General features: G+C 45.7%; 23 protein-coding genes. 7 read left to right on the forward strand and 16 right to left on the reverse strand.

The window, feature by feature from the left end:
• Positions 1–317: 317 nt before the first annotated feature.
• The 6 genes from RIG27_RS26985 to RIG27_RS27010 form a co-directional block, all read right to left on the reverse strand.
• Positions 318–1,127 (reverse strand): P pilus assembly protein, chaperone PapD, encoded by an 810-nt coding sequence (locus RIG27_RS26985; protein ID WP_446350254.1) that lies wholly within the window; start codon positions 1,125–1,127, stop codon positions 318–320.
• Positions 1,128–1,325: 198 nt separating this feature from the next.
• Entirely contained in the window at positions 1,326–1,901 is a 576-nt protein-coding gene (locus RIG27_RS26990; protein ID WP_446350255.1) for a hypothetical protein, read from the reverse strand.
• Positions 1,902–1,953: 52 nt separating this feature from the next.
• Complete coding sequence (locus RIG27_RS26995) at positions 1,954–2,433, reverse strand: hypothetical protein (RefSeq protein ID WP_446350256.1); 480 nt, start codon at positions 2,431–2,433, stop codon at positions 1,954–1,956.
• A 459-nt stretch (positions 2,434–2,892) separates the two neighbouring features.
• Positions 2,893–3,471, reverse strand: a complete 579-nt coding sequence (locus RIG27_RS27000) for a J domain-containing protein (RefSeq protein ID WP_446350272.1) — start codon at positions 3,469–3,471, stop codon at positions 2,893–2,895.
• 66 nt (positions 3,472–3,537) lie between these two features.
• A complete protein-coding gene (locus tag RIG27_RS27005; protein ID WP_446348624.1) occupies positions 3,538–4,134 on the reverse strand; it encodes an ATP-dependent Clp protease proteolytic subunit in 597 nt (198 codons plus the stop codon).
• 180 nt (positions 4,135–4,314) lie between these two features.
• The gene (locus RIG27_RS27010) at positions 4,315–4,968 is read right to left on the reverse strand and encodes an ATP-dependent Clp protease proteolytic subunit (RefSeq protein ID WP_446350273.1); all 654 of its coding nucleotides are present in this window, start codon (positions 4,966–4,968) and stop codon (positions 4,315–4,317) included.
• A 772-nt stretch (positions 4,969–5,740) separates the two neighbouring features.
• On the opposite strand from RIG27_RS27010, the gene RIG27_RS27015 reads away from it, so the two are divergent.
• A complete protein-coding gene (locus RIG27_RS27015; RefSeq protein ID WP_446350257.1) occupies positions 5,741–6,982 on the forward strand; it encodes a vWA domain-containing protein in 1,242 nt (413 codons plus the stop codon).
• 75 nt (positions 6,983–7,057) lie between these two features.
• On the opposite strand, the gene RIG27_RS27020 is transcribed toward RIG27_RS27015, so the two are convergent.
• Entirely contained in the window at positions 7,058–7,279 is a 222-nt protein-coding gene (locus RIG27_RS27020) for a hypothetical protein (RefSeq protein WP_446350258.1), read from the reverse strand.
• 138 nt (positions 7,280–7,417) lie between these two features.
• On the opposite strand from RIG27_RS27020, the gene RIG27_RS27025 reads away from it, so the two are divergent.
• The 3 genes from RIG27_RS27025 to RIG27_RS27035 all read left to right on the forward strand — a co-directional run bounded on the left by RIG27_RS27025 (position 7,418) and on the right by RIG27_RS27035 (position 10,367).
• Positions 7,418–8,134, forward strand: coding sequence for a biliverdin-producing heme oxygenase (locus RIG27_RS27025; protein ID WP_446350259.1), 717 nt, complete (start codon positions 7,418–7,420; stop codon positions 8,132–8,134).
• Positions 8,135–8,268: 134 nt separating this feature from the next.
• Complete coding sequence (locus tag RIG27_RS27030) at positions 8,269–8,451, forward strand: hypothetical protein (protein WP_446350260.1); 183 nt, start codon at positions 8,269–8,271, stop codon at positions 8,449–8,451.
• Positions 8,452–9,848: 1,397 nt separating this feature from the next.
• The gene (locus tag RIG27_RS27035) at positions 9,849–10,367 is read left to right on the forward strand and encodes a proprotein convertase P-domain-containing protein (RefSeq protein ID WP_446350261.1); all 519 of its coding nucleotides are present in this window, start codon (positions 9,849–9,851) and stop codon (positions 10,365–10,367) included.
• 266 nt (positions 10,368–10,633) lie between these two features.
• On the opposite strand, the gene RIG27_RS27040 is transcribed toward RIG27_RS27035, so the two are convergent.
• From RIG27_RS27040 to trpB, 6 genes are all read right to left on the reverse strand, one after another.
• Positions 10,634–11,977, reverse strand: coding sequence for a PrsW family glutamic-type intramembrane protease (locus tag RIG27_RS27040; RefSeq protein WP_446350262.1), 1,344 nt, complete (start codon positions 11,975–11,977; stop codon positions 10,634–10,636).
• 162 nt (positions 11,978–12,139) lie between these two features.
• Positions 12,140–12,334, reverse strand: coding sequence for a hypothetical protein (locus RIG27_RS27045; protein WP_006098114.1), 195 nt, complete (start codon positions 12,332–12,334; stop codon positions 12,140–12,142).
• 101 nt (positions 12,335–12,435) lie between these two features.
• Complete coding sequence (def, locus tag RIG27_RS27050; RefSeq protein ID WP_446350263.1) at positions 12,436–13,002, reverse strand: peptide deformylase; 567 nt, start codon at positions 13,000–13,002, stop codon at positions 12,436–12,438.
• 187 nt (positions 13,003–13,189) lie between these two features.
• The gene (locus RIG27_RS27055) at positions 13,190–13,840 is read right to left on the reverse strand and encodes a ribonuclease H-like domain-containing protein (protein ID WP_446350264.1); all 651 of its coding nucleotides are present in this window, start codon (positions 13,838–13,840) and stop codon (positions 13,190–13,192) included.
• 44 nt (positions 13,841–13,884) lie between these two features.
• Positions 13,885–14,400, reverse strand: a complete 516-nt coding sequence (locus tag RIG27_RS27060) for a CAP domain-containing protein (RefSeq protein ID WP_446345403.1) — start codon at positions 14,398–14,400, stop codon at positions 13,885–13,887.
• Between the two features lie 27 nt (positions 14,401–14,427).
• Entirely contained in the window at positions 14,428–15,687 is a 1,260-nt protein-coding gene (gene trpB / locus RIG27_RS27065; RefSeq protein ID WP_446350265.1) for a tryptophan synthase subunit beta, read from the reverse strand.
• Between the two features lie 122 nt (positions 15,688–15,809).
• Here trpB and RIG27_RS27070 point away from each other — a divergent pair, with 122 nt between their 5' ends.
• Positions 15,810–16,529, forward strand: a complete 720-nt coding sequence (locus RIG27_RS27070; RefSeq protein ID WP_446350266.1) for a DUF4388 domain-containing protein — start codon at positions 15,810–15,812, stop codon at positions 16,527–16,529.
• Positions 16,530–16,697: 168 nt separating this feature from the next.
• On the opposite strand, the gene tnpA is transcribed toward RIG27_RS27070, so the two are convergent.
• A complete protein-coding gene (gene tnpA, locus RIG27_RS27075) occupies positions 16,698–17,132 on the reverse strand; it encodes an IS200/IS605 family transposase (RefSeq protein ID WP_446350267.1) in 435 nt (144 codons plus the stop codon).
• 1,021 nt (positions 17,133–18,153) lie between these two features.
• On the opposite strand from tnpA, the gene RIG27_RS27080 reads away from it, so the two are divergent.
• Positions 18,154–18,933 (forward strand): pentapeptide repeat-containing protein, encoded by a 780-nt coding sequence (locus RIG27_RS27080; protein WP_446350268.1) that lies wholly within the window; start codon positions 18,154–18,156, stop codon positions 18,931–18,933.
• Positions 18,934–19,109: 176 nt separating this feature from the next.
• On the opposite strand, the gene RIG27_RS27085 is transcribed toward RIG27_RS27080, so the two are convergent.
• Together RIG27_RS27085 and asnB are read right to left on the reverse strand one after the other, a co-directional pair.
• Entirely contained in the window at positions 19,110–19,997 is an 888-nt protein-coding gene (locus RIG27_RS27085) for a hypothetical protein (RefSeq protein ID WP_446350269.1), read from the reverse strand.
• Positions 19,998–20,056: 59 nt separating this feature from the next.
• Positions 20,057–21,907 (reverse strand): asparagine synthase (glutamine-hydrolyzing), encoded by a 1,851-nt coding sequence (asnB, locus tag RIG27_RS27090; RefSeq protein WP_446350270.1) that lies wholly within the window; start codon positions 21,905–21,907, stop codon positions 20,057–20,059.
• A gap of 506 nt (positions 21,908–22,413) precedes the next feature.
• Here asnB and RIG27_RS27095 point away from each other — a divergent pair.
• Positions 22,414–22,542 carry a hypothetical protein gene (locus RIG27_RS27095; RefSeq protein WP_446350271.1) on the forward strand — a complete coding sequence of 43 codons (129 nt, stop codon included), beginning with the start codon at positions 22,414–22,416 and terminating at the stop codon, positions 22,540–22,542.
• Positions 22,543–22,882: the final 340 nt, after the last annotated feature.

Consider the following 22,882-nt stretch of genomic DNA (forward strand, 5'->3'; position numbering starts at 1 on the left):
TAGTCTCATGAAAACGGGAATCGCTAACAGAACCAGCCTTAGCCGCCATCCCTGCAACCAAACCAACAATTATCCCAATTTGCCACCAAACAGAATCCACCACCTCAGGTATGCCGAACAAAGCAAAATAAACAGCAAAAAACAAAGCCCATCGACACCCAAACTCAAGCCACCAATACCCCTCTGCGAACCTCTGCGTTAACCTCTGCGAACCTCTGCGTTAAAAACGATCAACCCCAAGATATACCGTAGGGTGGGCACTGCCCACCAGCCAAAACTTCAGAACCAATCGGCTCAACCACGAGATCGCCCCTTATTTACGGCGTAGGAATCATCAACTCAACACCAAACGGCTGTGTACGCCGCTGATCATCTTCCGCCCAGATCAACTCCCCCGTAACCTGATATTGACCCGCCGCCAATTGCCCTTCATCAGGATAATTCAATAGAAACTGACGCTCACTCTCAGCCACAATTCCCGTCGGTTTCAAACTCCCCATATCTATAACCGTATCTCCCTGCTTTAACCTCCAACTCACCGCTGCTCTAGCCGATGCCATTCCAGTATTATTCACCAAAACTTGAATCTGTCCTAGTTCTGAATTCCAACTCCCACTCTCCACTGTCAAATTTGGCGATAAATCTCCCTGACGCACATAAACCGTTGTGCCTATTCGTGCAGTCAACGCCACAGAATTGCCACCACTATCCGTCGTTTCCTGAAGCGTTTCCGTAAACACAACCGCTCGATATTCCCCGTCTGGCAAACTAGGTGGAAAGCGAGTAATTAAACGGATGCGTCGCTGCACTCCCGGTGGTACAGTTAATTCCCTAGGTGAAAATTGCAGGTAAGGCGTTAAATCGTTAGGGCTAGACTCCAAGCTTTGAAACCCATTATCCCCATAGGTAAAGGGTTCAGCATAAACTCGTCCCCGAAAGGGTTGATTACTGGTATTGGTAACATTAATAATTGCTTGAGCTTGACCGCGATTGGCTTGGGCTTCAATCACTAAAGGTGAAACACTCATTTGCGCTTGCGCCGCCCCTGCACAGAGTAAAGCCGCAGATAATGCCCAGCGACTGAGGCGAGTCACGGTTGGCAAGACGGAATTAAAAGCGAAAGTCATAGCTGTATCAGGGAAGGGTAGGGGGTAGGGGGTAGGGGCGAGTCGCTGCACTAACCGAAAGAGCACAACCGATTAATCAACTCGACTCGCCCTGCTAACCTAAAGAGCACTCGCCCTGCTAACCTAAAGAGCACAACCGATTAATCAACTCGACTCGCGCGGAATTTGATCAGGGCTAAAGCCCTTACTACAAACCTCCTACGGCACAATTGTTAAGGTGACAGCATATTGATAAATTCCGGCTTCCAAAGTTCCTGCTTGATCAACACTCAGATCCACTTCCACGGTTTGTTGAAGGGGTGCACCAGTGTTAAAAGGAGGAGGAAAAATTGCCATCGGGGAGCCAGAACTACTATTGCTACCGTCAGCCTTACCGTTATAGTCTGTCTCAGCACCTGGAACCGTTGCCAATACATCTAAGTCAGCATCTGAACCTGGGGGTAAAGTACCAGAAGGAGGATCGAACTGTGGATCAGCGGGTGTGAACGACACAAAACGGGCATCACTGATTTGAAGGTTTGCTGAATCTGTATTACAGGAAACATCAACCGTACCCGATATACCTCCCGGTGCATCAGAAGTAATCACATTTGGTGGAGGGTTTCCAGTACCACCGCCAGAATACACTAATATACCCGGAACCGGAGTCGCAAAACTACACTGTTCACCAACATTCCCTTCAAAAATAACATCGACAGATTGCGCCAAAACGTTCGGACTAAACGCCACCGCACCCACCAGAACAAAACCAGATAAAACTAAACGACGAATCATGGGAAACCTCCTCAAGGTATATGCACATAAAAACCAATTATCGATAAGCGAATTAAGGGATAACCGTCAGCGTCACGGCATAATTGTAAGTCCCCGCCGGAAAGGGTACAGGTCTTTCCACACGCATATCGACTTCTAAATCACTAATTCCCACCGGAAGATTCACCGTCACATCCCCCGTATCCGCCGTCACCTGTTGTGTACCAAAGCTGACAAACGTGACATAATTTGTTCCATCCGGATCAGGTGTTGACCCAGAGATGAGGCGAGGCGGCGAAACCGTTAGGGTCGCAGGGGTGTTAGACTGTAACGTCACCGTTGCTGGATTGACGGATTCTATAACATTAGGCAGTTGAACTGAACCACCGCTAGCCGTTGTTTCCACCGTACCAAGGACAACCTGATCAAAGGTTACCTCAATTGGAACACTAGCCGTAAATGGAATATCAACCGATTGAGCCAGCGCCTCAGAACTCAACCCTATAGCACTAGCTAGGGTTAACGCTGATGCAACGGCATAAAAACGAAACATTTAAAGCTCCTCTAGGGTAGCTGTTTCAAGTCTATCCTAAGTTTTGCTAGGAGAGAAATATAATTTATCCTTTCGCTAATAATTCGTCAATTTCTTTTAAATTTTGTAATCTTCCCCAATCCGGAGATTGAGGAAAGGGCGACGCGATCCTCTGTAGGGGCGGGTTTTACGACTATCTTTCCGGTTGCACCTCGATGTGACTAAACCCGCCCTGTTTCTAGAGTTAATAGGTTCCCCTCTAATTCCCTTGTATAGATAAGATTATCAACGACTGGGGAAATTATGCGATCGCGCCGCGCCAGCGTATCCGATAGGACGTATCGCTCTCAGTAGGGTTAACCTTTGAAGTGATAAGTATCGAGTCTATAGGTCGGCACATTTTCCCATGATAAAAGTATACCAAAAAAAAGAGCGATCGCACCCAAAACTGAAAAAATCTGTAACTATTTCTAAGCATTACTAAACAATCTGTTCCATGCGGCGAAAATCGAGTTCGACTTCCGCCCACAGTGAACGATTATGGGGGTCAGTTTTCAGGGCTTTTTTCAAATAAATTCTCGCCTTATCTAATTGCCCATCCTTAACCAAATATCGTCCCCAACATTGATAGGTAATCGCTTGCCACTGACGCACCTCTGGATCTTGGGGGATTCGTTGCGCCAACCCCTCAACCAGCGCGATCGCACGGGCAAAGCGTTGTTCTTTGAGTAATTGCTGTAAACGCTCATAGAATGTCCATTTGAGCTGATATTCTATCTCTGATAGGGTAGGAATCGAGGGAGGTTTGGCTGGCGGATGCTTGGTCACCGTAACCGTCTGGGAATCCTCAGCCGACTGATTTGTCCCAGACGGTTTAATCGCATTCAGCAGCAGTTTATACGCCTGTGTCAACTCAATAAACTTAGTTTGAGCCAGCCCGTCACCGACATTGACATCCGGATGACACTGGCGTGCCAAACGCCGATACGATGCCTTAATCTGCGATCGAGAGGCGCCATCACTTAAACCTAACAATCGATAACAATCCGCCAGATTCATTTCTAGGACAAGCACTGATAGAGATAGAGGCAGTATTTTAGAACTGCCCCACCGATTCTGTCTATCTTAACTTGCTCGTTCCTCAATCACCCGGTCAATCAGTCCGTATTCCTTCGCCTCTTGCGCGGACATGAAAAAGTCGCGATCGATATCTTTTTCAATCTTCTCAACCGTTTGACCCGTCTTATCCGCGTAGATTTGGTTGAGTTGACGCCGGATACGCAAAATCTCCCTGGCTTCAATCTCAATATCCGTCGCTTGTCCCCGCACACCCCCAGAGGGTTGGTGAATCATAATCCGCGAGTGGGGTAACGCCAACCGTTTCCCCTGCTTCCCAGCCGTCAGCAGGAAGGACCCCATCGACGCCGCTAAACCGACACAGATAGTCACCACATCCGACTTAATATGCTGCATGGTGTCATAAATCGCCATGCCTGCGGTAACTGAACCACCAGGAGAATTGATGTACAGATAAATATCTTTGTTGTTGTCTTCAGAATCCAGGTAAAGCATCACCGCGATGATCTGGTTAGTAATCTCATCATCGACTTCTTTACCCAGAAAAATAATCCGTTCCCGGTAGAGACGATCGTAGATGTTAATCCAATCGCTGTAAGGAGAACCGGGAAGTTGATAAGGGACTCTGGGGGTGCCAATAGGCATAATTTACTCCGAATTCTAGAAAAAGTTCTAAGTTTTGAGTTCTAAGTTTTGAGTTTTGACCCAACGCGCTTGCTCAAGGGAACCTGGTTTTGAGTTGCTCCGGGTAGGTTTAGGCATTAATCTGGATGTTTGTCCTGAAGCAGAACCACAAATACTCACCCTTGAGTGCCAGAGTTGGGATTAGGACGCACTGGTGGCTATAGCAGCCGGCACTTCATCGCTCTCTAACACGCGATCAATCAAGCCATACTCTTTTGCCTCATGAGGAGTCATGTACAACATCCGCTCCATGTCCTTGGCAATCTTTTCAGCAGATTGACCCGTATTTTTTGCAAAAATATCCAACATGGTCGTCTTGTTAGCTAGCACTTCTTTCGCCCGAATTTGAATATCCGTGGCTTGACCCTGGGCATAACTCTTGGGTTGGTGCAGCACAATTGAGGCATTGGGTAAACTTGCCCGACAGCCTTTTGTCCCCGCCGACAGCAGCATCGCTGCCATCCCCATTGCCGAACCAATACAAATGGTATGGATGGGAGGTTGAATGTAATTGATCGTGTCAGAGATGGCAAAGGCTTCTGTTTCAAAGCCAATCGTTTGACCCTGGTAGGAGGTTCCCGTGGAATTAATGTAAATTTTAATCGGCTTATCGGGATTGTCGTACTGCAAATACAAAAGTTCTGCCACAATCAATTCGGTAACTTGCGGCACCAAGGGCAAACCCAGATAGACAATCCGCTCATTAAGGAGCAGTGACGGTAAATCCGGTGGCGGGGTGCGGTAGTTTTGCCGACCATAGTAAGTTGATTGAACTGCCTGAATCGGTCGTTTCATCATAAATTGGGGTTGGTAAGGGGGCGAATGGAAACCCCTGTCATTTATGTATGGGGATGCTTTCGCCGTGAGCGTCAGCCGAACGGAAGCAAGCCCTCTTACATAAACAGCAGTCTGACAGGACTTCCTCTCAAGGGAGAATGTATCGGCTCCATTTCCCGTGTACACGACTGCGATATTTGTAGAGACGCGCCATGGCGCGTCTGTACGACCCTTACCGCCTTGGATTTACTTGCTCCGGTGACATCTTGCATTTGTCTTTCGCTTGGGCAATTACAAGCTCAAAGTTTTCAACCTGTACGCATAAGGGTTAGTTTTTGGGGTATGGTTGCCCCTAACTCCCATTGCTGGGGTGACGTTAGCCTCGCATAAGTTAACGGTCGGTACTTTCCAAGTGGCACGCTTCTTAACCCTTGTACACCTGTTTAACCACTCGGTTCTAGAGCATCCCAAGGTAGGTACAGACGCGCCATGGCGCGTCTCTACAACGCTTGCCGTTAACGTAGTGCACCATCCACTTAGGCTGGTCAGGTACGGGCTAAATTCCAAGCCCCCGGCTTATAGCCGTGGGGTTCCTGACGATCCTCGGGAATGCAATAATGGCGCTATCTTTAAAACATAGTAGCGTGCTTGTGAAGTTGCCTGGGGTAGTTCTTTTGATTGATGGCGATTCGGGGTGTATCCTGAACCACCTCACGCCTTCATTAGTACAGATGTATTACACCAAGGTTACTATAGTTACATCTTTATTACTGGCTTAGGAGTTTTAGACATGAAAGTTGGTTTACACCCTGCCCTCAGCGATACCAATCTTGATGCCAATCAACCCAGTTCCCAGCGTCAGTTATCGATCGCGATTCGGGCAATTACCCAATCGGAGGATCAGTCGCTGCCGCTGAATTTATGCTTAATTCTCGATCACAGCGGATCGATGCATGGGCGTCCCCTAGAAACGGTGAAAAAAGCGGCAATGCAACTGATTGAACGACTCAAGGAGGGCGATCGCATCTGTGTGATTGCCTTTGATCATCGTGCCAAAGTGTTGGTTCCTAATCAAGCGATCGATAATCTGAACACGATTAAATCCCAAATCCGCCAACTGTCCGCCGATGGGGGAACGGCGATTGATGAGGGGTTGAAACTGGGGATTGCAGAAGTAGCTAAGGGAAAAGCTGACGCCGTGTCTCAGGTGTTTCTGCTGACGGATGGCGAAAATGAACATGGAGACAATGACCGCTGCTTAACATTAGCCCAATTCGCGGTTGAGCATAAGCTGACGATCAATACCCTGGGATTTGGGGCAAGTTGGAACCAAGATGTGCTAGAAAAAATTGCCGATTCGGGCAGTGGTACGCTTTCTTATATTGAACAGCCGGAGCAAGCGGTGCAGGAGTTTGGACGCTTGTTTAACCGTATCCAAGCCGTTGGCTTGACCAATGCTTACTTATTATGTGAATTAATGGATGGTGTGCGGTTTGCCGAATTCAAACCCATTGCTCAAGTTGCCCCGGATACGATTGAACTCCCCCTACAACCCCAAGGCGATCAATTTGTCATCCGCTTGGGCGATTTGATGACAGATGCCGAACGGGTGATTCTGGCAAATCTGTATATGGGACAACTGTCTGTTGGGTATCAGGCGATCGCGAAGCTGCAAGTGCGGTATGATGACCCCGCGACAGGGGAAGAGGGGTTAAAGTCGGAACAGGTTCCCGTCGAGATTAACGTTCAGAGTACCTATCAACCGTCTCCCAATACCAAAGTCCAACAATCGATTCTGGCATTAGCCAAATACAGGCAAACTCAAATCGCCGAAGCCAAACTGCAAACAGGCGATCGCTCTGGCGCTGCCACAATGTTACAAACGGCGGCTAATACTGCAATCCAAATGGGAGATAAAAGTGCCGCCACGGTTCTGCAAACCAACGCGACTCGTTTGCAATCTGGTGAAGAACTCTCAGACGCCGATCGCAAGAAAACTCGGATTGTGTCCAAAACAATCTTGCAGGATTGAGCCTGTAGCAGGAGAGGGGAGATGGGGGAGATGGGGCAAATTGTGTAGGGGCGGGTTTCACTACTATCTTTTCGGTTACACCCAGATGTAAATAAACCCGCCCCGACTTGACGAATGACCAATGACCAATGACCAATGACGAATGACGAATGACGAATGACGAATGACCAATGACCAATGACGAATGACGAATGACCAATGACCAATGACCAATGACCAATGACCAATGACGAATGACGAATGACCAATGACGAATGACGAATGACGAATGACCAATGACCAATGACCAATGACCAATGACCAATGACCAAAACTTCACAATTTTTAATATAAATTTTCATCATATCAGTTTAACCTAAGCCTTTGGGACAGTTTTAAATCTGTTTTGGACGCAAAAATACACAAGTCGTTAACCTTAGGTATAGGAAATTTAACATGAGTACCAATCTAGCCACCCAGTTGCGTGAGGGAACCAAAAAAGCCCACACCATGGCAGAAAACGTGGGATTTGTCAAATGTTTTTTGAAAGGCGTCGTCGAAAAGAACTCCTACCGGAAACTCGTTGCCAATCTCTACTTCGTCTATAGTGCGATGGAAGAAGAAATGGAACGCCATCGCCAACATCCAGTTCTCTCAAAACTCTACTTTTCCCAACTCAATCGCCAGAAAAGTCTAGAGGAAGACTTGTACTATTACTACGGTGCCAACTGGCGCGAACAAGTAGCGCCTTCAGCCGCCGGGAAAGACTACGTGCAGCGAATTCGGGATGTGTCCGCCTCTGAACCAGAACTGTTAATCGCCCATTGCTACACGCGCTATCTGGGCGATTTATCTGGGGGACAAATCCTGAAAAAAATTGCTCAACGGGCGATGAATTTATCCGAGGGTGAAGGTACAGCATTTTACGAGTTTAAAGACATTCCTGACGAAAAAGCCTTCAAATCCGAGTATCGCCAAGCCTTGAATGAACTCCCCATTGATGACGCCACAGCCGAACGGATTGTTGATGAGGCAAATGCGGCATTTGGCATGAATATGAAGCTGTTCCAGGAATTAGAAGGAAATCTGATTAAAGCGATTGGTCAAATGCTCTTCAACACCCTAACCCGTCGTCGGAGTGGTGGTAGCACAGAACTGGCGACAGCGGAATAAACTCGCTGTAATACTCAGCTCGGCGGTGCGGCTGATCCTATCTTATTAGTGGAAGTAGGATGAGTTGTGCCGCATTAACATAATAGACTTTCAAAATCCTAATCTAACGCCTGGACTATTCCGAGGAGAAAACAATGACAACGACTACAGATTATCAAAGAAAAGGAAACCTCTGGCTCTTTGACCAGATGTACGGCTTTACCAGCTTTCCCACTGGTGAGGACTTTCAAACCGTAGGCAAAGCTGCACTTATTTGTGCTAAAGGAGATGGCATACTCGCTCCAGCAGAACGAGATCGGCAAATTAGCTACTGGTAAGTGCAGAGATACCCGACTTCTTGAAGAAGTCGGGTATCTGGCTTGGATGTATAGCAATCGCCATAGCGGTTAGGACACATCATTTGTTCCAGACGTTCCGGCGGAACGTCTGGAACAACAGTTCGGCAAGTCCTAATCGATGTGTCTACTGCTATAGATAGGCTTCGCCTATGTTTGTGTAGCAGCGATTTTAATCGCCGTGGCAAAAAGGGTTACTTTTTATTTAAAAAAAGACCAGCAGAGTAATCAACAAGAGGAATCCCCTAGCCTTTTTTTTAAGCCTTAATCTATTAAAAATTAATACCTCATCCAATTTTATTCTTGAGCATATTATCGGCACTTTTGGATGCGTGGAAATACGGAAACTGGGTCGTTGTGGAAGTGTTGAAGTCCTCGATATGATGTTCCCTGTTCGTGTACTTAACAAAAGTTAACAAGATTAGTTGAAATTAATCCAGTTAGGTGGTTGCCAACGTGAGCCGATTGCCCTATCATGCAAATTGGTGTAACAACGTCATACGCCAGTATGACAAAACCTGGATTTCAGACTAAGTACAGTCAATGAGCCACACTCGGCTGAAGGGTAAAGTGTGGATTTGTGGGAGCCGTAAACCCTAACGGGCTGTGACTTAAGTGCTGATTCCTGATCGAGAACGTCACACCGATATCCTGCCGAAAGCTACCTCAGTTAGACAAACACGATCGAGTTGAACAAAGTCACGGATTGGCTTTTAGTCTCCTAGAGCCGCCTGTTGAACAAACCGGGCTGATCGGTACTCGGTTAAAAATGGCTGGGCTGGCTTTGGTGGAGATACATAAAGAAGTTCTTTTGTCAAGAGATAATACCTTAGATTAATAGCCCCAAAATTTTTTAGCCGATGATGCAACAAATCTTTACTAAAAAGAAACTAAATTTACACGATAAAGCTTTAAACTTAATACTTTTAAGCGTGGTGAGTTCAAAATGGGTAGTCTGAATTCTTCTGTCAGCGTACAGGCTCAGTTTTTGCAAAAGATTTTTAATCTCTCGTCAGAGATTAATCAAAGTTATAGAGGATGTAATTTTATATTAAATTCACATAAACATGGGGACAATAATGTTGACGGCTTAAGCCTGAATCACTGGTCAGGAAAGGGATGCAGGAAATAAATATGTCAATTTAGTATACCTTAAATTGTTTTTTTTTAGTAAAGATCCCCAGAAGGACTAGATAGAAACGCCAAACTAATGCCATTATTAATTAAGAGGAGAGTATTGAATGGTCGCGAAATTAGAAAAAAATAAGGGTGCATTAACAGTGCGTAACAAAGCGCAAAGTTTATTAACATTATGAGTTCGCGATCGCTAGCGGAGTTTTACCTTTTGTCAACTTAATCATGTTTTGGAGTTATAACCTATGTCTAAACTGATGAACCGTACCTCAACTGCCACTGTAGACGCTAAAATTGCCACATCTGCGAACTCCAGTTGGTGCGGTGGTGGTGGCAACATTCCCGATGGAGTGGCTAGTTTTCAAGATGAGATTGTGGTGGCTGAAAATATCGCGATTAGTAACGTCACCGTAACTCTAAAGAATTTAGAACATACTTGGGTGGGCGACTTGATTGCCCAGTTGCGTCATGTCGAAACCGGGATTGTGGTTGACTTGTTCCGGCGTCCCGGACAACCACAATTTTCGTCCAGTGGCTATAGCAACGACTTGAATGGGGATTACAGCTTTAACGATAACTTTTCCCGTAGCTTTGACTCAGTAGCAGCTTCTCATGCGGTGATTCCCAGTGGTAACTATTGTGCAACTCAGACTTTGTCCGTGTTTGAAGGACGCTCATCTGCTGGTACTTGGCAATTGATTATTAATGATTGTTCTGCGGGTGACTCAGGTTCTCTAGAGTCGTGGACTCTAAATTTAGCTTAATCAAAAACGCTGACTAAACCTGCATTCTCAGGGATAAAAGCAGAAACTGTCTATCAGTGCATAAGGTTCTACAAAACATGAGTGTGTTGAGTTAGCACCAGAGAATAAGGGTTGATCAGTTTCATCAAAGCATAAAATATTGACTGGCAAAAGTAATGTTGGCTCTGGCATAGAACAACCAATATTGCTTTTGTCAATCCCTCCAATATATATATAAATTCTCTGCTCTCTGGCTTATGTTTAGGGTGAGTAGGGGATTTTTACCGTTAAAATAAACGGGTGGCGAAGTTTTGCGATCGCGTCGGCGAGATTGCCCTGGCTTTGAGAATGGCGGCGGCTAAACAGGTATAAGACAAAATCCCCACCACCGCTAACAATAAACTACTGACAAACCCACTAGCATTCCACAAGGCGTGGAGAATCGCCGCACACAGATAACCCGTTGCCAGAATTTGCCAAGCTTTTCGCGGTTTGAGAACACTTAAGCCGATAAAATAGCCAAAATAGCCACTATAGGCAATATGTCCAGCGACCGAACCCAGTAGACGGGGGATGAGTAATTGCAATCCCATCAGTTGAGCCGATCCTTGACCTGCTTGAAAGGTCACGTTATCGATAATATCAGGAACATACTGCCCTAGGGTTTCCAACAGAGTAAAACCCACTCCTGACGCCGTACCTAAGAGAATCCCATCCAGAGGTTCCCAGACGCCAATCTGTTCTCGCCAAGGGGAACGTAACAGTCTACCCAAGAAATACGCCCCAATAATGGGCAGGGCTTTGAGTAACTCCTCCATCAAACCCGCCCCGAAAAACATACGGATTAGCAGAGACGTGAAACTGATCAGTTCCCCTTCTTCGGGTAAGCTTCCCGGTAAGATGTCGCGAAAAACGATAATCGATAGAGGTAACAACGGACTGGTTAAAATTAAACCCGTCGCGATCGCACATCCCAAGAACACCCACCACGGTTTCGGTTTACCACAGAGTTGGTAGACAAAATAAGAAGCCGCGCCGGTTAAATAGGTTGCCAATAGCAGATTAAACACCATTGGCTTACCGACCGCCATAAACATTAACACCACAAACACCACCGTGAGAATGGCGGGTCTCAGAAACGCCTTTTGGGTTAAATCTTGTCCCGTTGAAGCGAGGGGAAACAGTTGGCTAAAGGTAACCGTATCGGGAGTTTTATGTCCGATCACGCTGACAGGTGTTAGCGATGAAGCCGAAGAAACGGGTGAGACTAGGGACGAAGATGAACTGAACTGACACTCAAAAATAAACTGAGGACCATCTTGACCCAATTCAATGCGATCGCCCGCATGCAATTGACAGCATCCCCGTAACGGATACCCATTAACATACGTCCCATTAATACTATTGAGATCACAAATTTCCCAGCCCTGCTTCCAGGGTGAACAGGGACGAATCGTGGCATGACGTCGCGATACAATTAAATATTGATTCGGGTTTAAGGCAATTTGGCAGCTTGGATCACGCCCAATCACTATCTCCTGATCCTCAGACAAAGGATAGGGAGATAAATGTCTGGCTGTACCTCTGCCAGCCAGAGGTCGTAAAAATCCACGGCAATGTTGACCAGTCATCAGTAATGTCCGTGAGCTTGGAAACCGTGTTTTAGCAAGGGGTTTGCTTCCTCCGTCGGAGTTTACCAAAGACCTCGTAGGGGCTCTTATGTGCCGTGCCCCTACAATTAAAATTCTAAAGGACAACAGAAAACGGACGCCAAACCCCAGGGAGAAATAATTCTACTGATTTGCCCTCGCATCACGAACAGCCGCGTAGAACAAAAAGCCACTCAAGGGAATACTACCCGCGAGGATAATTTCCGTGACGGATGCACCTAACTGGGGTGTTCCTGAAGAGAGTTCAAAAATTGAACCCACAGCCGCAATTGCGGTAATACAGGAACCCATCAAAAATAAACCGCTTTTTGGTGTCATTCAATTAAACCTAACGAAAAATACAAAAAAACCGAGTCCGTTGTAAAATGTCCATGGATTGCTCCATGGACAAAACATTGGCACGGTTAGGCTGAGATTGCCTAAGAATTAAATGGTTTAACCGCTTGGGTAGAAAAGCCATACTTTTGCAGTTCTTCTGCCAAAACCAGTCCATTTTCCACCCGATCCACAAACATAACCCCAGTCAGGTGATCCATTTCATGTTGAATGGCGCGAGATAGTAAACCATCTGCCTTTAATCGTTTCGGGCGTCCATTCTCATCTTTGTAGGCAACTTCCACCTCTACCGGACGTTTGACATCTAAATAGACGCCAGGAACACTTAAACAACCTTCTTGAGCATCACATATACTCTGACCAAAACGTTTAATCGTGGGGTTGATCAGAATCAAGGGGGGATTTTCTGGGTTATCCGGTTCGCAGTCGATAACAATGATTTGTTTATTTACTCCAACCTGTGGTGCTGCCAAGCCGATACCATCTGCGCTATACATGGTTTGCAGCATCTGATGGGCTAACTGTCGGATGCTTTGGTCTACTTTAGCCACTCGCTTGGCTGGTTGACGCAGAACGCGATCGCCCAGATAGTGAATCTCTAGAGGCGGGTTGTCTAGTTTTTTCTTTTCGACAATAACTTGAGCAGTCATGGGCATGGGAAACTTCTAAATCCAGCAATCTTATTGACACTTCCTTTTTTTTATCCTAGCAGTTCTCACTTTGGGTGGAATTCGGTTCATCCACCCTTGAGCCACAGCCACTCTTTAGGATTAATGTCAAAGATATATTGTAGGGTGGGTTTCGGCTTCGCAAGGGCCCACCAGCATACCAGTCAGTTTAATGCTCAAAGATATCTCGATAGAGGAGTAAATCCAAAGACACCATCACGGATAACGCCTCAAAGCACTCTTGGGCAAGTTGCCAGCGATCTTCTCGTTGCAACATGGTAATCAGTTTCTGCCGCACAGACAACAAATAACGGACATCATTTGCTGCATAGCGAAGTTGTTCATCCGACAGGTTATTAGGATTCCCCCAATCTGAACTCTGGGAACTTTTATCCAGTTCCACCTGTTCGAGATCCATGACTAAATCTTTCAGCCCATGGCGGTTGGTATAGGTACGGGCAAGTTTACTGGCAATTTTTGTACAAAATACAGGTTGGACGTAGATGTCCAGATTTTGGCGTAAGATGGCGAGATCGAAACGGGCAAAGTGAAAGACTTTTAAGACGGTTTGGGCTTCCAGCAACTGCTTCAGATTAGGGGCTTCGGTTTGTTTTTTATCTATGCGGATCACCGTAACTCGGTCTTGGGGGTCACACAGTTGCACCAGACACAAGCGATCGCGCTGATAAATTAACCCCATGGTTTCTGTATCAACAGCAATCGCTTCGGCGTTTAGATAGGTTTTCAGCAGGGCGTCAGGAAGATCGCGATCGCACACTTGAAATTCTGCCACGTCTTTCTCGATGGGTGGATTAGTCATCAGATATCTCGATTAGGAATTATCAATAATGAACAAATAACAAACTACTGCCGCTTGATGAAAATCTGGGTAAAATAATAGTCTCCCTTGGCATTTTTACTGACGCCGATCCCGGTTACATCAAAATCCCCTTCAATATTTTTTCGATGTCCTGGGCTTTTTAACCAGCCTTGCACCGCTTGTGTCGCTGGGTCAGAATAGCCTTGATTATAGGCGACATTTTCCGCCGCTTGGCGATAGGACATGGATTGGGCGATCGCCCGGACTCGTTGTTCAAATCCCCCATGACCGAACGGAACACGCCCGGTTGCCATTGCCTGACTGTGGCGTCTGGCTTCCTTGCTCATGCTCGCGTCTACGGTTAATGGGGGCAGGTTTTGGGAACGCCGATATTGATTAATCTGTTGATGCACCAACCCTTCCCAATTGGTGAATTCACCATCATTGGACTGTGGAGACACAGTTGCAGGAGATTCGGATTGACTCACCGGGGTTTGATTGACACTCAACGCCAAATCACAACTACTGAGTCCTAACTTTAGTAGCAGGAATCCACTCATCACAAAAACAGATCTTGACCGCACCGTTTAATCCTGGGAGTCTAACTGAATAAACTTACCAACTGTTTGTACATCTTTATCACCGCGACCGGAACAGTTAATCACAATTTTAGGACTACCCTGAAGTTGAGGGCAGAGGGTTTCTAGATACGCGATCGCGTGGGCAGTTTCTAGGGCGGGAATAATCCCTTCGAGTTCCGATAACTGGCGAAACGCTGCGATCGCCTCTTGGTCGCTGACGCTATAGTATTCTGCTCGACCGCTATCTTTCAAATAACTGTGTTCAGGTCCAACACCCGGATAATCGAGTCCCGCACTTATAGAGTGGGCTTCCACGACTTGACCATCGGTATCTTGGAGTAAATAGCTCATCGCCCCATGCAGCACACCTGGACGCCCTAAGGTTAGGGTAGCAGCGTGCTTGGTAGAGGTGACACCTTCCCCAGCCGCTTCAACACCAATTAAGCGAACGCTGGATTCGTTGACAAATTCGTGGAAGAGTCCCATCGCATTAGAACCACCACCGACACAAGCTAACAAGATATCCGGTAAGCCACCCCATTTCTCTTGACATTGCGTGCGGGTTTCTTGACCAATAATCGCCTGAAAGTCACGCACGAGCAAGGGATAGGGATGGGGACCGGCGACTGAACCGAGGATGTAATGGGTGGTTTCCACATTCGTTACCCAGTCGCGAATCGCTTCCGAGGTGGCATCTTTGAGCGTACCCGTTCCCGCCGCAACAGGTTGCACCTTTGCCCCCATCAGCCGCATCCGAAACACGTTCAGGGATTGGCGTTCCATATCCTGAACACCCATATAGATAATGCATTCCAAGCCGAACCGCGCACAAACTGTTGCCGTTGCCACACCATGTTGACCTGCCCCGGTTTCTGCTATAATCCGCTTTTTGCCCATCCGCTTGGCTAATAAGACCTGGGCTAAGGCATTGTTGATCTTATGAGCGCCAGTATGATTTAGGTCTTCCCGTTTCAAATAAATTTGCGCTCCACCGCCATCGGGTCTGGCATAGTGGGTGGTTAAACGCTCAGCAAAATATAGAGGACTAGGACGCCCGACATAATCGCGTAATAACTGTTGCAATTCCTGCTGAAAATCGGGGTGGTTGCGGTACTGTTTAAACGACTGCTCTAACTCGAACAGCGCTGGCATTAGAGTTTCCGGCACATACTTGCCGCCAAATTTGCCAAAACGCCCTAAGGCATCCGGTTGTTCGTTTACTACATCGGTAGAGGAGCGGGAATTAGGAAGGGGAGTTTGGGTCACAGAGCAAGATCGCCAACAACAACACCCACTCATTATAAATCGCGACCTGACCGAATCTGGCGATCGCGATTGAGTTTAACGGTTAATCGAGACAATAGTTGTAGGGGTTCAATTCACCAGCCATGTCCATTACAGGGTTTCTTTCGGATTTTTCTCTGTCGGAAATTTTTCGATTTATTGATCAGGGAAACAAAAGCGGCGTATTGATGCTGCGATCGCGATCGGAGTCAAGAGATGCGTCGTCTTATTATATTTGGGTAGAGAATGGGAATGTTATCACTGCCGCCAACCAGTTGAATGATCAAGGGTTACTCTCGCTGATTCAGCAATACGAGTGGGTGAGTAACCGTGTTGTCACGAAACTGGCTCAGTTGTGTCCAGAAGATCAACCTCTGGGATTGTATCTGAAACAGCAAGGAGCGTTGCGAGTTGAACAACTAGAACATTTGTTCCAAGTCCAAGTCGTACAGCAACTGTGTTTAATTTTTCAACTCAAAGATGCTCACTTTAGATTTGAACAGAATACGCCGAGTCCAACACGAGAGATGACAGGGTTGCAGTCGCCCGCCCGGATTATCGAGGTTGTGTTCCAAAAACTCATTGTTTTAAGACAACTGTTTGTCGCTCGGCATCTGCGGCATAAACGTAATGGAAGTAGACTCTCAGAAAACTTTTGTCAGCAATTAGGATTGACAATGGATATTGCCTTTTTTCATTGTCTAAACTTATCGTTATTTAATCCGAATTATACCTTAGCTGATTTAGCTAAAATTGTTGATATATACTATCGCCCTTATGACATTCCCAAATCAAAGTTTTCAGCGACAAAAGCTTTAGTTTAATGTTTTTTTTGATTACACTCAGATCAATGTCACTGATATAAATTAGGGACTGCTGAATAAGTATTGTGGTGGGGAGAGGCAACACCTCGACTTCGCTCGGTGTGTCACAGGGAACAGGCAATAGGCAATAAGATAATTCCTGTGCCTATTTTGGTTCCATATCATACCTCATCGGGATGTTGGAGCATCATCTTCATAATTATCTCGTTCCAAGGATGGGATTACTGTGCCTTGAGAATGATGCTGCTTTTGTTGACTCACGTAGGCAATCGCTTGATCAAGTTGTTTGCCTCCCAGGGAAAAAACACCATATCCGCGCTGCCAACCAAACTTGGCTGATGTGGGAGGCGAATCTTGGTTAAACTGATGGGCGCTACTTCCTTTAATGTATTTGACAAAATCCGCGATCGCAAGGCTGGGCGGGATAGATGTCACTAAATGGATATGATCTTCTATACCCCCAATGGCGTGAATAATGCAACCTCGCGAATCAGCTTTACCGATAATATAGCTATATAATTTCAGCTCTCGTGCAGGAATAATCAACGGTTGGCGTTCTTTTGTTGCCCAGACGAGATGATAGTAAAGCCGCCAAAGCGCCATAACTTTATATCTTGATAATTGGGATTAACTGTCAAACAGCCTTGAAATCAATTTCAAGGCTTATAGCAAAAGTCCGTTAAAACGGACTAACTAATACATAATTGCTCCTTTGAATAGAATCATGTTCTGATAATCAGGATGAGCCTTTATTTTTACTGAGTCGTCTTCAGACGACTTTGGCTATGAGGCTGGGAATTGATTCCCAGGCGGATGAGCAGATTTCACCATAACTGGACAATAAATTGCTCACCCTCACCTATAACCGGGAATAAATTTCCAACAATGATAACATATTGATTAGCTTTGTTGCCATGTAATCACACCATTTTACATCAATTCCCACCACGTTAACATATTGATTGGAACGTATTGCCACGCTGTTACACCGCCTTGAAATCAATTTCAAGGCTTATAGCAAAAGTCCGTTAAAACGGACTAACTAATACATAATTGCTCCTTTGAATAGAATCATGTTCTGATAATCAGGATGAGCCTTTATTTTTACTGAGTCGTCTTCAGACGACTTGGGCTATGAGCCTGGGAATTGATTCCCAGGCGGATGAGCGGGTTACTTTAGAGGTTATCGATCAATACTCACATTAAATAATGTAGTATCTTCACGGGTACTCCAATAATCCTTACCTTGGATCTGCCTCAGTTGCTCGTCTAACGTTTGAACCACCTGATTCAAAGACATTTGTTTGTAATAGCGGAAATTCTCGATAAATATTTTGTCATCCAAACTAAGTTGACTATAGCTTTGATATAATAAAGCGTGATATCTGGCGGTAGCCGCTTGGAGTAATTGTTGGTAGGTATCTGCTTTTTAAGCATAGTTCCTTACTCTAGGAGTTAGAATCAGTGAAATTGCGGAATTTTCGCGATCGCGTCTGCCCAGATTACCGAGAAGTACATAAGGGCTTGGGCTTCTCGTTGTGTTATGGAGGATGGGAGAGATGGAGGAGTCGGGGCGGGTTGCGAAGAATTCCCCAGTCACTAATCCCTAATCACCAATCACTATATGAAACTTAATATTCTGGCTATCCTCTTACTTCTAACACCCTTTTGGTCAGCCACTCCTCTAAACGCGGAAAATCCTGACCATCTGAAACAGTTACAAGACACTGGCGAATGTTCTACCTGTGACTTAACCAATGCCAATTTGAGTAATACTAACCTGAGTCACAGTATCTTGACTTATGCCGATTTGAGTCAAGCCAATCTCACTCAAGCGATTCTCAGTGATGCTAACCTCAACTATGCTGACCTGATTAATGCCAACCTCAGCAACGCTGACTTAAAAAATGCTGATCTAACTCGCGCCTTTCTCGGTGGTGCAGATCTCAGGGGTGCGGATCTCAGAGAAGCTAACTTCAAAGCGGCTAACCTAAGTAATGCTAGTCTCATTGGTGCTAACTTAACCCAAACGCAGTTAAGTTTAGCCAACTTGAGTGAAGCCAATCTGTCTCAATCGATTCTCACTCTAGCGGAACTCAGAGGCGCTGATCTCAGACGTGCCAATCTAGATAAGGCTAGACTCAATGGTGCTAATCTGGAAGCCGCTAATCTTAGAGAAGCGAACCTGAGTAATGCCAGACTTAATAATGCGAATTTAAATGGTGCTTACCTCAGAGGTGCTGATTTGAGTAATAGCTTCTTAACCAATGCTGATTTGCGCGAAGCGAACCTTTGGGATGTTGACCTGAGTCGCGCTAATTTACAAGATGCTGATTTAACTGGTGCAGTATTTTGTCATACTACTCTACCCGATAGAACTATTTCTAATCGCGATTGTCCCTAACTTGGCGCAGGGCATTGGTGACAAGTTAAGCCATAACCCTTGCCAATCCTAATTTTCAGCGAGGGTGTCCCTGCTGCCGATGCAATTCATAGTTCCCTCGGAACACCTATTAGATTTTTCCGGGTTAAATGTATCTGTTCCAAGTGTTAAAAAGCTACAGTTGCAGCTACGGTAATCTAAGACCCATTCGTCTCTTCTAGCGAATCCCAATAGGGCGCACCGTTTTTGTCATATATAATCACATGACCGTTATCCTGCACAATCAGTTGACTTGGTGGGTACTGTGAACCAAATTTCTGACTAGACCAAGTCGCATGACCTGGTACATTGAAGACGACTAACTTTCCATCCGATTGTTGCAAGTGGCATTGGTAAGCAGGAGGATATAAATGGCTGTTGGCTTGCCACAAAACCCTCATAGTTGGCTTGTCTTTATTTTCATAATGTACGAGATTGGAATTTGTCAGATAGCAGAAGGAGTAAACTCCGTTCGCTGATGTTAGACATTCACCCGGTTTGAGAATTTCACCAGAATTCAAGGTGTCCCGTGTTCCTGATGCTGAAGGTGACGCAGGAGTCATAATTTCCCATTGTTGATTGAGCGCACTGGGAGAGAATGGCGCCAGGGTAATTGGCACAAACTCTGAAGGTAAAGCGCCAAAAATATCTAATACCTTACCATCTGGGTTACTTTTAATCGCAAACGCATTCTGTTTCCATTCTATTGTCCATTGCTGAGTCAGCTTATCATCTTGAGGAGAGGTCACTAAAAGGGGAGGGTAAACTAGACCCTGACTACTGAGATAGTTTAAGTATTGGTGATATTGATCAGAAAGAGTCAGTAAATTTTCCGTTCCGATATCCAGAACTAAACCATTCAATTTACTCTGAATTTGTCCTTGCGGGTTCAGCATCCACAGTTGGTTATCGGCTTGGGTTTCTTGAGCGGTTACAACCCAGATATGCTGGGATTGAATACCGAAATCTGTAGCAATATGATTGGTGTTGTCAACTTGGAGAACTAAGTTATTAAGTTTGCTCTTGATCACAAAATAGTTAGTCATGGCTGTTCGGGTTTTGAGGATTGTTTAAAGTTGTTGATAGGCTGAAATTGATGTGACGTTTAATCTGTGAAATATAACGGCGATCGCCGATACAAGTACTCTCCAGTTACCGGAGAATTCCGCTGGGAGCAAATCTGTTTAAAAACAGCCATTTTCATCCCAGTTAATAACTGCTCACAGGCGATACTATAAGTTTGCTGGTGTGAGGATTGCTCGAACCACTCTAGCAGGGTTTCTGGCTCGATATCAATCAAGAGCTGACCCGGATTATCCAGATATTTTTGCTTAAACGCTGGAAAAATTCGCTGTACGATTTTATGCTTCATCGAGTTGTAGAGTTTAGGTTCTGTGGCGTGAGATTTTTGGCGATGGATGAAACTGTGGGGCAACCAGGCTTGAGCCATTTGGCGGATAATCCTTTTATTCCAAAACAGTGTCGGGTGATGCTGGGGCGGAATGGCGGCAAGATATTCGACCAAACGATGATCTAAAAACGGGACACGAGCTTCGATACTTTGACTCATGGAACTGCGGTCTTCATGCCACAGGTTATAGTCTTGTAGGGAATAAATGCCCATCAACATTTCTTTTTGAAAGGGAGTGCAACCAGAAGGATAGGATTTGAGGGTGTAGTCGAATATAAATGAACCGTCATCGAGTCCAGTTGGCTCTTTGAGTTGTAAATTTTGCTGTTCTTTTTGGATTAATTCTGATGTATACTCTTGCCAGGTTTGGGTGGTTTTATCCTCGGCTTTTGAGTACCCTCCGGCAAATTCATCTGCCCCCTGTCCCAGCAGCATCACCTTGAGATCGGGCATTAGAGTTTTCGCATAGCGATAGAGTTCGTGCTTATAAACCCATTCTAGGTGTAATTTAGGTGCATCAATTAACCCAATAAAATATTCAAATGTCTCCAAAGAAAAATCGAGTTGCTCTAAGAACGTTTCGGTATCAAACCACAGGGGATGAAAGGGCAGATGCAATTGTTGGCAAAGCTGTTCGGCGGCGTCAATATCTCCATTTTGCCGCGTATCATCATCGCTAATACTGAAGCAGTGTAAATCGGGTTGAATCTGACGGGAAATGGCGACAATGACTCCAGAATCGAGTCCACCACTCAAACTGGCTGCTACAGGTACATCACTCATTAGCCGCTTGGTGACGCTATCGACAAATAATTCCCGATAGTCCTGAATATAATCGCTGGGAGTGCGGCTGTCAGGGATGGGTTCGGTAACTAAGTAATCGGCTAGGTTCCAGTAACATTTAGGCGTTACGGTTTGAGTGTGGGCATCGAACAACAGGTAATGTCCCCCAGCTAAGCGATGAATGCCTCGAACGTAGGATGTGGTGGCGCTGAGATTGGTTAAGTCTTGGAACTGAGGATGCCAAGGGGTATTGGGGTGAGCCAGCAGGGAGGCGAGGGTGGAGGCGAAGATCAGTTGTGAACCGACTTGAGTGTAATATAAGGGTTTAATGCCCAAGCGATCGCGTGCCAGAAATAGTTGTTGTCGTTGTTTGTCCCACAGCGCGATCGCGAACATCCCGTTTAGGGCGGTGAGGGCTTCAAAACCGCGTTCTTCATATAAATGCAGCACAATTTCGGCATCCGATTGAGTCCGAAAGTCATGGTGTTCTCGTAATTGAGAGCGTAACTCAATATGGTTGTAAATTTCCCCGTTGACGACTAAGCACATCGTCTGGTTTTCATTCCAAATCGGTTGCCCTCCTCCAGGGACATCAATAATCGAGAGTCGGCGATAAATCAACCAAAGCGGCGGTGAGTTCACCACTTGCTCGTCATCGGGACCACGGCGTCGCAAGGGTTGCCCCATCTGGGTCAAATATGCCCAATCGTGTTGGGGGTGTTGGTCATCTTGGAAATTAATAAATCCGGCAAATCCACACATGACAACGGCTGATTAACGCTAAATTCTGGGGTGTCTAAATCAGTTGTGAACTAACAATCCTTACAGGGTAAGGGTTTTAACCCCATTTATTTTCACAAATCATTTATACAAATTTTCCCGCTTTCTTCGCCTCCTAATTAGGTGGGTTGACTGGACAAAAAAGTTGGGCATGGCATCTGGCTACAATGCCTTTCCTGATTATCATACAGGAAGAAATTCCGGCAGCTCCGATAATTATCAGAAGTGTTTCAATTTTTGTAAAGTTATACAACCAAAGACTTGCACAAATCAAACAATTCCCGTAGCCTTATCCCTATTAACTATTTAACTGTAAGTAGCAAAGTATCTTAGTAACACTTTGGAGAATACAAATGAAATCACGGGCATCAAGATCGAAAGATTCAAGGAAAACCAGTCGCCAAGAGAGCAGCAAGAGCAGTAGTGCGACCAATTCAGCGTCTACCTCAGCCAAATCAGACTCCACTCCTTCAGAGTCCAGTGGTTCTATGCATAGCCCAGGCTCCATGACCGATAATGTCTCTCATACACTCCAACAAAAAGCGAACCAAGGGGCTTCCTTAGACCGACGAATCGCGACAGCGCGAATTGATCGATTGGTTCCACCCCAACCGTAATCTTCTGTGTCGATCTCACGCTGTTGTACGCGGCGTGCTATCCGCTCAACACAGGACAATTGTGGACAAGATAGCCAGACTGAGGCTTGAAAGCCTACGTTAAAGAGGTCAAGACACCTACGAATGCTTTCCAGTTTGTAGCCCAGCTGTTCGTTCTAGGGTGAAAAAGGTTTACGGCTTCCAGACTGGGGATATGGTCAAGGCTGCTGTCCCCAAAGGGAAAAACGCAGGTACTCATGTTGGTCGAGTCACAGTTAGAAAAACCGGGCAGTTTGATATTTCCACATCTATCCAGAAGCTTCAAATCATTAACCACAAATACTGCACACCAATCCATCGG

The sequence above is a fragment of the Coleofasciculus sp. F4-SAH-05 genome (genome assembly GCF_040222985.1).
In the GTDB taxonomy this organism is placed as follows: Bacteria; Cyanobacteriota; Cyanobacteriia; order Cyanobacteriales; family Coleofasciculaceae; genus Coleofasciculus; species Coleofasciculus chthonoplastes.

What these genes read in the sequence shown, in the direction of transcription:
- RIG27_RS26985 (WP_446350254.1), bottom strand. Translation starts at nt 1,127, where the DNA reads ATGACTTTCGCTTTTAATTCCGTCTTGCCAACCGTGACTCGCCTCAGT.
- RIG27_RS26990 (WP_446350255.1), bottom strand. Translation starts at nt 1,901, where the DNA reads ATGATTCGTCGTTTAGTTTTATCTGGTTTTGTTCTGGTGGGTGCGGTG.
- RIG27_RS26995 (WP_446350256.1), bottom strand. Translation starts at nt 2,433, where the DNA reads ATGTTTCGTTTTTATGCCGTTGCATCAGCGTTAACCCTAGCTAGTGCT.
- RIG27_RS27000 (WP_446350272.1), bottom strand. Translation starts at nt 3,471, where the DNA reads ATGAATCTGGCGGATTGTTATCGATTGTTAGGTTTAAGTGATGGCGCC.
- RIG27_RS27005 (WP_446348624.1), bottom strand. Translation starts at nt 4,134, where the DNA reads ATGCCTATTGGCACCCCCAGAGTCCCTTATCAACTTCCCGGTTCTCCT.
- RIG27_RS27010 (WP_446350273.1), bottom strand. Translation starts at nt 4,968, where the DNA reads ATGAAACGACCGATTCAGGCAGTTCAATCAACTTACTATGGTCGGCAA.
- RIG27_RS27015 (WP_446350257.1), top strand. Translation starts at nt 5,741, where the DNA reads ATGAAAGTTGGTTTACACCCTGCCCTCAGCGATACCAATCTTGATGCC.
- RIG27_RS27025 (WP_446350259.1), top strand. Translation starts at nt 7,418, where the DNA reads ATGAGTACCAATCTAGCCACCCAGTTGCGTGAGGGAACCAAAAAAGCC.
- RIG27_RS27030 (WP_446350260.1), top strand. Translation starts at nt 8,269, where the DNA reads ATGACAACGACTACAGATTATCAAAGAAAAGGAAACCTCTGGCTCTTT.
- RIG27_RS27035 (WP_446350261.1), top strand. Translation starts at nt 9,849, where the DNA reads ATGTCTAAACTGATGAACCGTACCTCAACTGCCACTGTAGACGCTAAA.
- RIG27_RS27040 (WP_446350262.1), bottom strand. Translation starts at nt 11,977, where the DNA reads ATGACTGGTCAACATTGCCGTGGATTTTTACGACCTCTGGCTGGCAGA.
- RIG27_RS27045 (WP_006098114.1), bottom strand. Translation starts at nt 12,334, where the DNA reads ATGACACCAAAAAGCGGTTTATTTTTGATGGGTTCCTGTATTACCGCA.
- def (WP_446350263.1), bottom strand. Translation starts at nt 13,002, where the DNA reads ATGACTGCTCAAGTTATTGTCGAAAAGAAAAAACTAGACAACCCGCCT.
- RIG27_RS27055 (WP_446350264.1), bottom strand. Translation starts at nt 13,840, where the DNA reads ATGACTAATCCACCCATCGAGAAAGACGTGGCAGAATTTCAAGTGTGC.
- RIG27_RS27060 (WP_446345403.1), bottom strand. Translation starts at nt 14,400, where the DNA reads ATGAGTGGATTCCTGCTACTAAAGTTAGGACTCAGTAGTTGTGATTTG.
- RIG27_RS27070 (WP_446350266.1), top strand. Translation starts at nt 15,810, where the DNA reads ATGTCCATTACAGGGTTTCTTTCGGATTTTTCTCTGTCGGAAATTTTT.
- tnpA (WP_446350267.1), bottom strand. Translation starts at nt 17,132, where the DNA reads ATGGCGCTTTGGCGGCTTTACTATCATCTCGTCTGGGCAACAAAAGAA.
- RIG27_RS27080 (WP_446350268.1), top strand. Translation starts at nt 18,154, where the DNA reads ATGAAACTTAATATTCTGGCTATCCTCTTACTTCTAACACCCTTTTGG.
- RIG27_RS27085 (WP_446350269.1), bottom strand. Translation starts at nt 19,997, where the DNA reads ATGACTAACTATTTTGTGATCAAGAGCAAACTTAATAACTTAGTTCTC.
- asnB (WP_446350270.1), bottom strand. Translation starts at nt 21,907, where the DNA reads ATGTGTGGATTTGCCGGATTTATTAATTTCCAAGATGACCAACACCCC.
- RIG27_RS27095 (WP_446350271.1), top strand. Translation starts at nt 22,414, where the DNA reads ATGCATAGCCCAGGCTCCATGACCGATAATGTCTCTCATACACTCCAA.